Here is a 12,654-nt window from a genome sequence, read left to right on the forward strand (position 1 = left end):
CTCCCTCCGACGATATGTGCACCGTCACCACAACGGCTTGCTGTCTGCGGCTTCCAGGATGTGATCGTCCCGGAGTACGTCGCGGGCCAACGCCGAGTCTGCCGTAGTGATCAGCACCTGGAGATCGGATTCCGCCGCAAGGATGAACAGCTCCCGCAGCAGGGTGTGGGCATCCAGGTCCTGGACCTCCTCGGCTTTCGGGCTGTCGATCAGCAGCAGACCGGGATGCGTGGAGATCCCGTTCTTGGCGCCTACCCGCAGCAGCGCAATCACCACAGCGATGCGCAGTCGCAGCCGCTCACCCGCGCTCTGCTTGCCGAACCAGTCCTTGACGCCGCCGTCCTTGACGACCCGCAGCCGGGCCGCGCGGTCGATCTCCACAGCTTCCAGAGCGGTAATACCGAACCTGCGTCCGAGCTGCAGGATCTCCTTGTTGACCTCCGCGAAGAGGACGGAAGCTGCGCTCTTGCTGTCATCTTCGAGTACCTGGGTGCCAGCCCCCAGAACCTTGATCGTCGTTGCCTCGACAGGGTCCTCGGTCACCGCCGGAAGCTGCGGAAAGACCGACAGTGCACCCTCCAGCCGCAACACCGCTTCCTGCGCCAGCAGCCGCTCCGGCAGCTGCGTGACGGCGCGGGCGCTGCGCAGCCGCTCCTCGACGACCTCCAGGTCGTGGGTGAGGCGAGTCAAGGCTGCCTCCGCCTCCTCCAATGCCCCGTGTGCCTCGTCCTCCGCGATGACGGACTCGGACAACCGCTGGCCGGCCTCGTCAGCCACTTCCTCGGGTGTCTCGTCGTCCCCCGTAACCGGGCGCAAACACACGGCACACGCGTGAGAGTCCCGCTCCTCGGACTTGCGGTCTTCAGCGATCTCCTGATCACACCGGGGACACGCCTTGGGGTCCAATCCGTGAAAGAGCAGACGAGCCGTGGCGCTCTCGGTGACATCGTTGAGGATCTTCTCGTCGCGCTGCCGCTGTTTGCGGGCCCTGCGATGCGCCTGCATCAACTCCTCCCACGAATCCCGGCAGTTGGCGACCTGGCGGGCCAGCGCGGCTGCCTGAGCGGCCAGTTCGGCGAGCGATACGCCGTCGTCCGCCGGACCAAGGGCCGCAAGGCGCGCGCGAGCCGCGCCTAGGTCGGCTTCGACTTGTTCCCGCTCAGCCTGGCGTGCGCTCACCGCCTCTTCCGCCGCATTGCGACGGTTCTTGTACGCGGCGGTGCGCACGTCGTAGGCAGTCCTGACGCGGGTCAGGGTCGCCGCAGCCGGCAGATCCAGGAATACCTGCAAGAGTCGGCCCGGCAGACCACTCATGGTCTGGTCCCCCAGCAGCGCCTTATCTCCACCTGCGGGCAGGTAGATCGATCCGTAGTACGACGGCCAACCATGCGTCTGGGTGCTGGTCTCGTTGAAGGTGTTCACCAGGGGCTGCAGATCGAGCCGGTCCATCATGAGGGCCTGGACCTGGCTAGCGAAGCTGTCCGAACTGTTGGCCCTGACCGCGGGCGTGATGTCACGCGCCGGATCGGGTGTGCGCACGGCTTGTAGCGCTTGGATTTCTGGGGCCATCAGAATGACAGCGGAAGTGATCTCCCCGTCCATGAGGTCGAGCCGGAAGCCCATCGGTCGCCCTGCGACAACCACGTCGAGATCCAACTCAGTCAGCCAATGTCGCACCCCGGCCTGCAGGCCCCGCGGGACACCGCGCAGGCACCAGGTGATCAGCTCTAGGACACTGGTCTTGCCCTTCAGGTTCGCGGCCACCAAGGCAGTGAGCCCCGAGGAGAAACGCAAAGTCGTGTCAAAGGGACCGGGATCAAAGCTTCCAGTGCGCACGCCGGACACCCGCAGCCGATGCAGCCGAAGCCCCCGCGGCCGGGCCGGAGTGTTCACCAGCGGAAGGCCGTACGTGTTGAAGACGTCCCGGACATTCTCGACGGTCACACCCGAAACAACGGCGATTCTGGACTCCAGCGACGCCTCGGTGCCCCTCACGATTCTCCCGCCCCCACACTGTTCGTCACTGCCTGAGTTCGCAACCTATCCAGTCGCTCCCGTGCCCGTGCGCTCACGGAACCAATCCGTGTGCCACGCGCCGTCTCGGCGTACTCTCGCTGCAGATACTGCCGGGCCTTCAAGTCGCTGCCCCCCAGCCCGTCGGCGAGAGCGATGACCAGGGCAACCCTGTCGACGTAGTACCTGAACTCGGGCGCTGTACTGACGATGTTGTTCACGACCTGCCGACCGGTGTTCAGCAGGTAGTAGTCGTGCTGGCGGACGCGGTTGACGGTGCCCCGGCGCCGACGGAGCACGAGACCAGCACTGCGCAGGACGGCGAGGGCGTCGTCCAGTGGCTCGTACGCGCCGAAGTGGTGGCGCAGCATAGGGTAGCGGCGGACCTCCGGCTCCTCGGAGTCCAGAATCCTGCCAGCCCACCGCAGGAGACCTGGTTCTCGGCTGCTCTCGTAGTCGGTGAGCAGCTCATCGGCCAGGTAGTCCGGATTGCGGAGCCAGAAGTCGAGCTTTTGCAGTCTGACCTGCGTCCGGACAACGCCTACCGCGTTCTTGAGCCCCGGGTCGGCAAGGTCGGATCCGGTCGGAGTCTCGCTCGCGCCGTTGATCAGGAGCAGGATCCGTACGGCGTCCTGCTCCCGGCTCGTGATGGGGGCGTCGTCCTGCGATGCAGCAGCCACATGGTCCACCGGCCCAAGGTATCTGCCGCCGATCGATCAGGAAGCCACTCGTGCCTTCTTGGGCAGCCCCCAGCCCGGTGCCGCGTCCGCCGCCCTCCGATGCCCCGGTCTGCGGCGAGTTCCCCCTCGCCTGCCAGACGGACTCCTCCGGCGGGTCCGGCGTCCGGGCCGGGCTGCACCGGCCCACGCGTCACTGCATGTGCGCCGAGAGGAAGGCGTACACGATGGTGGCCGTCGCGATCCCCAACCCCCAGGCCGGACTCCTGTAGGCGACCACTCCCGCCGCCGTCGCGAGGACCAGGATGATGACGGTGCGGGCGTTCAGTGGCGGGGGCGTCGACACGCTCGGCTCCTTGTGTGCACGGGACCTGTGCGGTCCCTGTTGCTGAGGGTGTAGGTGCGCCGGATCCGGGTCCCCACCCACCAAAGTCGCGTGATGCACGTCACGTGATGAAGATGGAGGGTTCTCCGTGAAAGCACACCTACAAGGAGACGAGAGGCCCGCCCCGGGGGCCGATCCATGAGGAGGCCCGTTCGTGGGGTGGGAGAAGTCGACAGGTGGAGACGAGGGGGAGCCAGCCCTCTCTCGGCGGGACTGTGAGCCGCCCGTCGCACCCGACGACCATCGCGTCGGCCGCGATGAGTCCCAGCTGGTCCAGGACGAGCAACTCGTGGCGATGCTCCGCCAGGAGGGCTTCACCGGGCCGATGTGGGACTTGTTCAGCGGCAGGCTGCTCGACGGGTGCCGCGGCACCGTGATGAAGTGGATCGAGACCGGTCGTCTGTTCGGCATGGCCATGGACGCGGGCAGACCGGCGACTCTCTCGCCAGCGCTACGCGCGCATCTGCGGCGTGATGAAAACGCCCGCCATGACCTTGCCTCGGACGTCCTGCTCGCGGCCGTCAGGGTCTTCCGTGAACGGGCCCTCGTGGAGGGCAAGTGGTCCGCGAGCGGGGGAGCCAACTTACGTACGTTCTTTCTCAACATGGTCGCTCTGCAGTTCTCCAACGCGACCCGGGCCTGGGCCGCTTCGGAGCGAGACCGCGAACATCAGTCCCTCACCGGTGAGATCGCCCAGTGGGAGGACGAGCGTGAGGCAACAGACCCGTACCGGGCGGCAGATGCCCGGATGGACTTGGAAGCGCTGGGCCGCCACGCCGCCTCCCCGATCCGATCCATGATCCAACTTAGGCAACTGGAATGGAAACCCGCCGACATCGCCGAAGCGCTCGACATGAAGCCGAGAGCCGCCGAAAAGGCGTGGGGTCGCTTCACCAGACAGGTACGCGGACAGGGAACCGACGGGAGGCCCTCATGAACCACTCCGACACCCCAACCCCTCTGGGTCAGCGCGCCGGTCGGGCACTGACCATGCTCGCCGATGACATGGCTGGACCGGGGGGTGCGGACCCGCGTCGCGCCCTGTGGATGCGGAGCTTGGAGCGCCTGTCCGCTGGCGGCGCCCCGGCCTCTACCGACGACGCCAAGGTTGTCCGGTTCCTGGAACTCCTTGAGACGTCGTCGGTTGCCGGGCCGTCCCCTGACGAGCTCATGGAGCCTCCAGTAGTGATCGGTCACGCAACCCACTCCTCTTGGCCTTCGCGACGGGACGGCTTCTGGGGTGACTACCGGCGTTTCCTGAAGGATGACCAGGGGTGGGGAGAACTCCAGATCGCTACGCTGGATGCGAGCACTGGCAGCATCCTGGAGCAACTGGCCGCCCCCGAAAGCCCAGTTACTGCGCGAACCCGCGGACTGGTCGTCAGTAGCGTCGGGTCCGGAAAGACGGCCAACTTCATCGGAGTGATTGCCAAAGCGGTTGACGCTGGATATCGCCTGGTCATCGTTGTCACCGGACCGCTGAATCTGCAGCGCCACCAGGTGCAGCAGCGCCTGGAAAGAGCTCTCCTGGGCGACGGGCCGCCTGATAGTGCGGGAACGGGCACGGCCAACCCGCAGGGGCGGGCTCCAAAGACTCGTCCCGGCATCATGCGGGTGACAACGCTGGATCGCGATTACGGCAGTATTGGCAGTGCCGCAAATCCTTGGGATTTTGTCAAGCCTGATCCCGAGCAGCCGCTCAATTCTCCGCATAACCTCCGGCGCACTCCAGTACGGCTGCTGGCGGTGAAGAAGAATAAAGCTGTGCTGTCCAAGCTCATTCGAGACCTAAGGGCCAGCAATGGGCCACTGTCGGAGCTACCAGCGCTCGTGATTGACGAAGAATCATACGAGGCGACTGACTGGACAACAGCCAAGAAGGGGATCGGGCAGAGCACTACAGACGGCCAACTGGCTGAACTCCTCCAACTCCTGCCGCGAGCCCAGTACGTCAAATATTCCACGACGCCATTCGCTCGGGCGTTGGTTGATCCCACCAGAGAAGAAGAGCTCTTCCCCCACGACTTCGTCGCGTACTTGCCCCAGGCCGTTGAATACCTCAGAGGCCACGGGACCAATGATTCGACCTCGCAAGAAGCTGACTTGACACGACTGAAGGTGCCCGGGCTTCACCCGGCGCTCCCCGCACGGGTCGTGGATACAGGCGATCTGGGGTCACCACCGGAAACAGGCGGCCAGGGCAGCGCAGCTTTCCGCCTGCTGAGTCAGGCCGTGGACATGTTCGTGCTTACCGGCGCCCTGAAGCTGTACCGGCAACAGAAAGGGCAATACACGTACCGGCACCACACGATGCTGGTGCACGGCGGTGACCGACTGGTGGATCAGCATCAGGTCCTTGGACGGCTGCGCCGGCAGTGGGATCCGGCAGCCTTCGCCCATCGTGAGAACCGGGCGCGGCTGAAGGCTCTCTTTGAACAGGACATCCTCAAACACCTTGCTGCCTACCCCGAAGCGCACTGCACGCCGGATGCGTTCGAAGACCTGCTGCCCTATATCCGAGCGGCCGCCGATCGCATGACACGCCTGCCACAGCTGATTACAGGTGCGCAGGATGAATGGCGCGCACTTCAGGAAGAGTTCGTAGACCGCGAGGTATGGGGCATCCTCGTCAGCGGGGCTAAGGTCGCACACGTGCTGCGCCCTGCCGGATTGACCATCAACTTCGCCTATACCAAGGGGAGCAGGACTGCAAAGAAGCTGATGATGGACGAGCGGTTCGTCAATCGAGAGGGCTACCGGGATCTCCTGCGCTGCTATATCGGGCACGACACCGGAAAGGCCGAAATGGTGGAGGAGGCCGAGCGGCTCGAGGAACTGAGGCGAGCCGAGGAGGGCTTCCGTACTCGGCTGCGTGAGATCGCCGTCCACTCGGTGCACGATCCTCTGACGCCAGCTCAGCTGCCTGCGCTGGTTGCCCACCATGCGCCGTGGCGCGCACGGGCAAGGAGGAACAGGATTTTCAACGCCGAGCTCGTGGAGATCCGCAGCCCTGGACGCTGGGTAGAGCATCTTGCCCGTCCTGCACGGGCGGCAGACCGGGCTTACAACGCGCGAGCCTGGCTCCCCCTCCTGCAGATGCTGGACGAAGGACCCCTCGTCCCCCGCCGTCAGGGGGCGCCTCACAGCAGTGCAGATGCCATTCGAGCTCCCGGCCCGTGCCGGTGTGGTCTCCCACGAGCAACTGCTGGATATCCTTGAACGTCTGCGATGGCAGCGTCCCGAGACCTTCCGGCCCTACCTGCAGTACCTGCGGTCCTTGCGGGGGCACCTGGACGAGTGGGTGGTCATCCTGCCCCAGCAGACCGAAGAAGGTGCCACGGCGCAGGCTGCGGAATCCCGATTGCTGCCGCCGGCCTTGCTGCAGAGTTCAGATCTCCAGGCTTTTCTGCGACTGGAGGACCAACTTCACCGCCGCCTCGGAGAAAGAATCGTCGAGATGGGGCGACAGGCGGATCCTGACCCGTTTCCACAGGGGAAGGGAGAATCTGGATCCCGGCGAGGAGTCCTGTTCCTGCACCCGATGACAGACAGAGGCTTGAGTGGCGCACTGATTGAAGGGCAACATGCGGTGAGCCCGGAGGAACTCGTGATGGGAATCAGTTACCTGGTACCCACCGATGGCTCCTCTCAGTTGGTGAGGTTCACACCTCGTAACGCTTCCCGGGCTGAGGCTCCCATCTTGGCTTCCCCCAGCCCACTAGGGGAACGTATTGCGCCTCAGCCGTTGAGTGCTGCGGTCTAGCGCTCTGACCGGGAAGGTTCGCCGGGGCGGCCGGCCCGAATCAACTTCAGGGTGGCCAGGGTGTTCGCGGCACCTCTTCGTGCGGCGGTTGACGCCCCAGAGGGTGTCGTCGCTGATCGAGTAGCACCCGTGGAAGTAGCGGACTCCGAGGGTGCGGTGGTAGGTCGCGGGATCCCGCTCGGGCTGGCTTTGCTCGGCCCAGCACGACCCGGCGGTGGGCCGGATGTCGAGCGGCCCGAACTCGTCGAACGGTCCGGAAAACGGGTTCCGTCCCAGTTCGCCGAGAGCTGGCCTCCAGTGGGCGGGTGCGCCCTGACGGGAGAGATCCGCAGGCACCCCGTGAGCAAGCCGCGCGAAGTGCTATGAATTGGGCGCGGTGAGGCGGGAGTTGATCTCCCGTCAGGAGCACGGGGTGGGAGGAATCATGGGATTCAAGCGACGGCAGGCGGACTCGGTCGGAGTCCCGAGCGATCCGGAGCAGTTGTACCGGTTGCTGGCCCGAGGGAACCGAGGACCTGACTCCGTCTGGGGGCACCAGTCGAAGGTCATGGAGCACTGGCACAGACAGTTCCGAGACAAGGTCGATGTTGCCCTCGAGTTGCCGACCGGAGCGGGCAAGACCCTGGTCGGTGGACTGATCGCTGAGTATCTGCGCCGAGCTGAAGGGTTCCGCGTTGCCTACCTGTGTCCCACCCGCCAATTGGCTGTTCAGACGGCACAGAAGTTGGGTGACTACGGAATCCCGCCTTCGCTTCTCATCGGCCCGTCGAAGGGCTGGGATCAGGCAGACCTGGCGCGCTATCAGGCCGCAGGATCCGTTGCCGTCAGTACTTACAGCCACGTGTTCAACTCACGGCCGAGGATCGACACAGCCGACGTACTGATCCTTGACGATGCGCATGCAGCCGACGGGTACGTTTCCAAGCCCTGGAGCCTGAGGATTAACCGCCGCTTGCACGAGAGCGCCTACAAGGACTTGCTTGCTGCTCTGAGCCCCGCTCTTGACCCGCTCCTGCTGCCTCATCTGCGGTCCGAGAACCCAGGGACCCAGTACCTCACCGGGATCTACCTAGCCTCACCCGCGGCAGTCGCCGCCCGTGCAGGCCATGTGGAATCGGTCATCAGGGAAGCTGTTGCCCAAAACAAGGTCAGCGACGATGCCGCGCACGCGTGGAAGTTCGTCGAGACCCACGTGGCGGAGTGCCTGGCGTACGTGTCATACCGCGAGATCCTCATCCGCCCGCTGATCGCCCCTACCTTCCAGCACAACGCCTTCAACAGCCCCAAGCAGCGCATCTATATGAGTGCCACGTTGGGCGCTGGCGGAGAGCTGGAGCGAGCCTTCGGGCGGCCCAAGATCCACCGCATCCCCGTTCCCGCAGGCTGGGACAAGGAGGGTACGGGACGGAGGTTCTTTGTCTTCCCGGAACTTGCCCGGGACCTGGCCTCCGACACGACGATTGTCGCACCGTTCGTCCAACGAGTCATCAAGCAAACCGGGCGAGTGGTCGTGCTTACCCCCGAAACTCGGGTAGCTGACGAGTTCCGCGAGCAGTACCTCCCCGAGGGCTACCGCACCTTCACCGCAAGAGAGGTCGAGGACGACCTTTCCGTCTTCACCTCGCAACCTGCCGCCGCGTTGGTTCTGACGAACCGCTACGACGGCGTTGACCTCCCTGACGAAGACTGCCGGTTGGTGGTATTCGACGGCCTGCCGGCCAATGGAGACCTTCAGGAGAAGTTTCTCCACGACTCCGTTGGCGCCGAAGAAGTGCTACGGGAACGCATTCGTGCGCGTATCCAGCAGGGCGCTGGCCGGGCGACGCGCAACCTTCGCGACCATGCTGCCGTGGTCGTCCTCGGCCGCAGCCTGACTTCCTACCTGGCCCGCCGCGACATCCAGGCATCAATGCACCCCGAGATCCACGCAGAGCTGGAGGTCGGCGTGGACGCTTCCCTCGACCAGACCTCGGACGATGTGTGGGGGAACCTCGGCATCTTCAACAGCCAGGGCCCCGACTGGGACGAGGTCGAAGAGGACATCGTCCGAAATCGGGAAACCTACGATCGGCAGGATGGGCCCGGCGCTGCAGCACTCCAGCAAGCCGTTCGCAGCGAGGTCGCCGCCGCGAACGCCCTCTGGTCCAAAGACCACCGCTTCGCACTCACCTCGATCAAGCACGTCACTGATCAGCTTCGCAACGCCCAAACGCCGAAGCGATACAGCGCGCTGTGGAGCTATCTAGGCTTTTGCGTAGCCCACCGCCTGGCTGAGACCACCGGGGAGGCACAGTTCCAGCAGACTGCAGGCAGCTACTTCAGCGAGGCGCGGCGAAACAGCCTTGGAACGACGTGGTTCGATCGTGTCGCCCCGGTTGTTGCCCCTAGCGCAGCTGCGGTCGAAGAACTCGACCCGACCGATGGGGCAGCCATGAACTCCATCCTGGCCGCGAAAGACCTATGGGAGCCCCAGGCCTTCCAAGCCGCTCTGGCGGCCAGGGCTGGCCTCCAGCAGACAGATCCCGATCCGTACGAAGACGGCCTGGTCCACCTCGGGCGCCTCGCTGGCGCGAGCAAGAGCTACGGAGATCCCCGTGATGGCACGGCCGCCAAGCCGGACGCCGTATGGATCTTCGACAGCACCCGGTGGGTCATCTGGGAAGCAAAGAACCAGGCGAAGAGCACTGGCGAGATCGGCGCAGAACAGGCGCGGCAAGCCGGCGGCCACCGGCGAACCACAGAGAAGACGGAGGGCGCTGTGGCTCCCGGCGACTCCATCTGCGTCCTTGCTTCTCCGAAGCCGAAGGTGCACGAGAGCACGTACAACGTTGCCGAGGAGAACGTCTATTGGGTACAGCCGCCCCGGGTGCTTGAACTCTTCGACACGCTCACCCGTGCATGGCAGGACGCACGGGCCCGCGGCCTTCAGACGATGACCGTCACTGCACTCGCGGCGGTCTTTCGGGAGCACCAGGCACTGCCTTCCCAGTGGCTTCCCACCCTCCGCCAGCATCCTCTCTGGCGTACGCCAGAAGAGTAGTTACAACGCATTCGGCATCGAGTACACATCTGCGGATCTGGTCCGATCCGGGCCGGAACGGTAGGGCTGCAGAGCAGTGGTGCAGCCAGAACGTTCCTCGGCTGAGCGAGGGCGGGCCTTCGGCGGCGCGGTCGTCCTCATCCGTCTGACCTTCCTCTACGGCATGCGCAAACTGCGCGTCCAACTGCTCTTCGTCGCCTCCCTCGCAGCCCTCGTCGGCTTCAGCCTCCTCCTCGTCCCGGTCGTCGACCGCCCCTTCGCCGGCGAACTCAGCATCAGCCCCGCCCCGTACCGGGAAGGCGCCCTCGCCCAGTACTGGACCCCCTGACCAGTCCTAGCGCGGCCCCCGCGGCCAGGCGCCCGGCATCCGAGGCCCGCTGCCCTCGCCCCGGACGGAGGCCCTTGTACTTCCCGACCTGCCGACCACGACCGGTGAACATCACGATGAAAGGGATTCACCCGCCGGGATACGCGGCACCGCCTTCAAGACCTTGGCCAGATCACGGGGCTCTGCCCGGCTCACGGCGATCACGGCAACGACCGCCAAGCCGATCACGCCCACCAAGGCCGCATACGAGAGCACAAGATACGGGTCCCGAAGTCCCACGCGGGGATCATGCCTGGAGCACTCAAGCTCACCCTCCGGCTGCAGCTCTTCGACCGAGGCAGCCGCGACTGCTGCCCGGTGAGCGTCCGTACCCGCTCGTTGATTCGCTTGGGTAGGGGAGGAAGAGAAGCAGGGGTCCGTGCCCAACGCCTGGTACGTAGTCATCGCCACATCATGACGGACCCGACCACCGCCCGCCGCATCGCACGGGCAGCCGCTGTTGTCTGCTCTCCGCCTCAGCGAATCTGCATCAGATCTGAACTCCCCTCTCGATCACCGGTTGTGAGTAGTTGGCGTACAGAAGATGCCGATGCGATTGATCTTGGCTTTCCGGAGAGAGCGAACCCGCGGGGGCAGCCTTCGGATCGCAGGCCGGTGCGACTGTTCGCCTTGGCCGGGAGCTGGCAACGGGACTGTCGAGTGGGGCTGGCAGGACTTGGAGCCGATACGCCGCCGCCGATCACAAACGGTAACCAGCAGGCTGGGTTCCTAGGGAACTGGCGACAGTTGAGTACGGGAGCCCACCAGTACTGAGGCCGGGACAGGCCTGAGCCTCCGTCAGAGACGGAGCCTTGAGTCTCAGGCCGTCCATGGCAGGATCCAGCACATGCGCTTGCCTGAACGGCACTGAGGTCAGGTCGTGCGGCGTACTGGCTGATGCACTACGTGGCGGTCTGGTTGCCTTGGGGATGGCTGTCGATCCATGCCAGGCCGCCGAGGTCGAGTCGGTTGCGGGCGCGGGTGACGGCTACGTAGGCGAGGCGGGCGTCGATGTCGCTCACCGGTTCCGGAATCGGGCGGCCCTCAGCATCGTGCTGGTCGGTGTCTTTCGGTTCGGGGAAGTCGTCGGCGATCTTCACGGTGGGCCACTCGCGGCCCTTGGCCTTGTGGGCGGTGGAGACGGTGACGTCGGCAGTCGATTCGTCGGTCAGTTCGTCCACGGCGGTGAGGATGGCATCGGGCCCGTGGGTGTCGACGAGATCGACAAAGGGCTGTAGGTCGCGGCCGGCCGGGTCATAGGCGGCGTAGTCCTGCAGTTCGCCCCAGGAGGAGAACAGCACCAGCTCCGGGTGGTTAGTGTGGCGGCCGTCCTTCAGATCGCGGGCGGCGTGGGCCAGGGCGGCCAGCTGTTGCCCTCCCCGGGTCAGGGCGACGCGGTGGCCCTCGGCGAGCAGGCGCATGACTTCGGCCATGGCGCCGATGTTGGTTCGGCACAGCACCGCGTCGGGGCAGGCGATGTCGCCGACCTCGGCGGGGATGGTGTCCGTTCCGGTCAGCCGGAAGGGCACGTCGGCAAGGGCGAGCCACCGGTTGGCCTCGGCGGCGATCTCGGGTCCGAAGCGGAAGGAGCGTGTCAGGGTCAGCTGCGTCGCGTCGAATCCGGTCATCACGTCGCGGGCGCCGCGCCAGCCGTAGATGGCCTGGGCGGAGTCGCCGACCATGACCAGCTGGGCGTGGTCCCTTTGGGTGGCGAAGACGTGTTCGAGGACGGGGTTGGTGTCCTGGGCTTCGTCGAGGAAGAGGAAGTCTGCCTCGATCTTCGGTTCGGTCAAGGCCCACATTTTCAGGTAGTGGTCGTGTTCAAAGCGGACCACTCCACGCTCGGGATCCCGTAGGTCTGTCCAGGCTCTGGCGGCGAACGGCAGGATCACCTCCGCGAGGTCGGCATGCTGGTCGGGTGTGTCCAGGCGGCGCAGGCGGGGCACGTGCTGGCGGGCCAGGGTGCGGTCAGCGGAGTAGCAGAAGCGGGTCACCGTTCGTAGCACGGCATGGGACAGTGTCCGCTGCGCGAGGTCGTGCTCCCCGATACGGACGGAGCGGGTGATACCCAGCGCCTGGCCGGTTCTCCACGCGGGCTGGCGCGGGCTGCTGAGGCGGCGCGCGTAGCGGTGGCCCAGGGCGGCGTAGGCCGTGGCGTGGGCCGTCTTGCACCGCACGGTGCTCGGGAAGCGGCCTGCGGCGTCACGGGCGATGTCCTTGTTGAAGGCCAGATACCGGCCCCGGCGGGTGGTGCTGGCCGCCAGAAGGGCAAGCGTGCTGGTTTTCCCGGTGCCGGCGCCGGCCTGCAGAGCGAGGTGGTGGCCGGCCCGAAAGGCGTCAGCGGCGTGGGCCTGTTCATCGGTCGGGATATGCAACAAGAACTCCGTGCTGGGCAAGAGGGAGCCGGAA

At 65.6% G+C, this 12,654-nt stretch carries 9 protein-coding genes and 1 pseudogene; 4 read left to right on the plus strand and 6 right to left on the minus strand.

The window, feature by feature from the left end; all coding sequences use genetic code 11:
• Window positions 1–24 precede the first annotated feature (24 nt).
• The 3 genes from QFZ76_RS18525 to QFZ76_RS18535 form a co-directional block, all read right to left on the minus strand.
• Window positions 25–1,995 (minus strand): ATP-binding protein, encoded by a 1,971-nt coding sequence (locus tag QFZ76_RS18525; protein WP_307674784.1) that lies wholly within the window; start codon window positions 1,993–1,995, stop codon window positions 25–27.
• Window positions 1,992–2,702, minus strand: coding sequence for a hypothetical protein (locus QFZ76_RS18530; RefSeq protein ID WP_307674785.1), 711 nt, complete (start codon window positions 2,700–2,702; stop codon window positions 1,992–1,994). Before QFZ76_RS18530 ends, QFZ76_RS18525 begins: the two co-directional genes overlap by 4 nt.
• 181 nt (window positions 2,703–2,883) lie before the next feature.
• Window positions 2,884–3,036, minus strand: coding sequence for a hypothetical protein (locus QFZ76_RS18535; protein ID WP_307674786.1), 153 nt, complete (start codon window positions 3,034–3,036; stop codon window positions 2,884–2,886).
• Between the two features lie 328 nt (window positions 3,037–3,364).
• Between QFZ76_RS18535 and QFZ76_RS18540 the strand changes: the two genes are divergently transcribed.
• Together QFZ76_RS18540 and QFZ76_RS18545 are read left to right on the plus strand one after the other, a co-directional pair.
• Window positions 3,365–4,012, plus strand: coding sequence for a hypothetical protein (locus tag QFZ76_RS18540; protein ID WP_307674787.1), 648 nt, complete (start codon window positions 3,365–3,367; stop codon window positions 4,010–4,012).
• Entirely contained in the window at window positions 4,009–6,294 is a 2,286-nt protein-coding gene (locus tag QFZ76_RS18545) for a Z1 domain-containing protein (RefSeq protein ID WP_307674788.1), read from the plus strand. The genes QFZ76_RS18540 and QFZ76_RS18545 overlap by 4 nt, the downstream gene beginning before the upstream one ends.
• Window positions 6,295–6,861: 567 nt before the next feature.
• Here the strand turns inward: QFZ76_RS18545 and QFZ76_RS18550 are convergent.
• A pseudogene (locus tag QFZ76_RS18550) lies at window positions 6,862–7,087 on the minus strand (IS630 family transposase); the annotation flags it as partial.
• 175 nt (window positions 7,088–7,262) lie between these two features.
• Between QFZ76_RS18550 and QFZ76_RS18555 the strand changes: the two are divergent.
• Both QFZ76_RS18555 and QFZ76_RS18560 read left to right on the plus strand, forming a co-directional pair.
• Window positions 7,263–9,878, plus strand: a complete 2,616-nt coding sequence (locus tag QFZ76_RS18555; RefSeq protein WP_307674789.1) for a DEAD/DEAH box helicase — start codon at window positions 7,263–7,265, stop codon at window positions 9,876–9,878.
• 79 nt (window positions 9,879–9,957) lie between these two features.
• On the plus strand, window positions 9,958–10,206 hold the full coding sequence (locus QFZ76_RS18560) for a hypothetical protein (protein ID WP_307674790.1): 249 nt from the start codon (window positions 9,958–9,960) through the stop codon (window positions 10,204–10,206).
• A 111-nt stretch (window positions 10,207–10,317) separates the two neighbouring features.
• Here the strand turns inward: QFZ76_RS18560 and QFZ76_RS18565 are convergent, their stop codons facing one another.
• Both QFZ76_RS18565 and QFZ76_RS18570 read right to left on the minus strand, forming a co-directional pair.
• Window positions 10,318–10,485: a hypothetical protein gene (locus QFZ76_RS18565; protein ID WP_307674791.1), complete on the minus strand. Its 168-nt coding sequence runs from the start codon at window positions 10,483–10,485 to the stop codon at window positions 10,318–10,320.
• Window positions 10,486–11,147: 662 nt separating this feature from the next.
• On the minus strand, window positions 11,148–12,620 hold the full coding sequence (locus tag QFZ76_RS18570; protein ID WP_307674792.1) for a UvrD-helicase domain-containing protein: 1,473 nt from the start codon (window positions 12,618–12,620) through the stop codon (window positions 11,148–11,150).
• Between the last annotated feature and the right edge of the window lie 34 nt (window positions 12,621–12,654).

The sequence above is a fragment of the Streptomyces sp. V4I2 genome, from assembly GCF_030817655.1.
GTDB lineage: Bacteria > Actinomycetota > Actinomycetes > Streptomycetales > Streptomycetaceae > Streptomyces > Streptomyces plumbiresistens.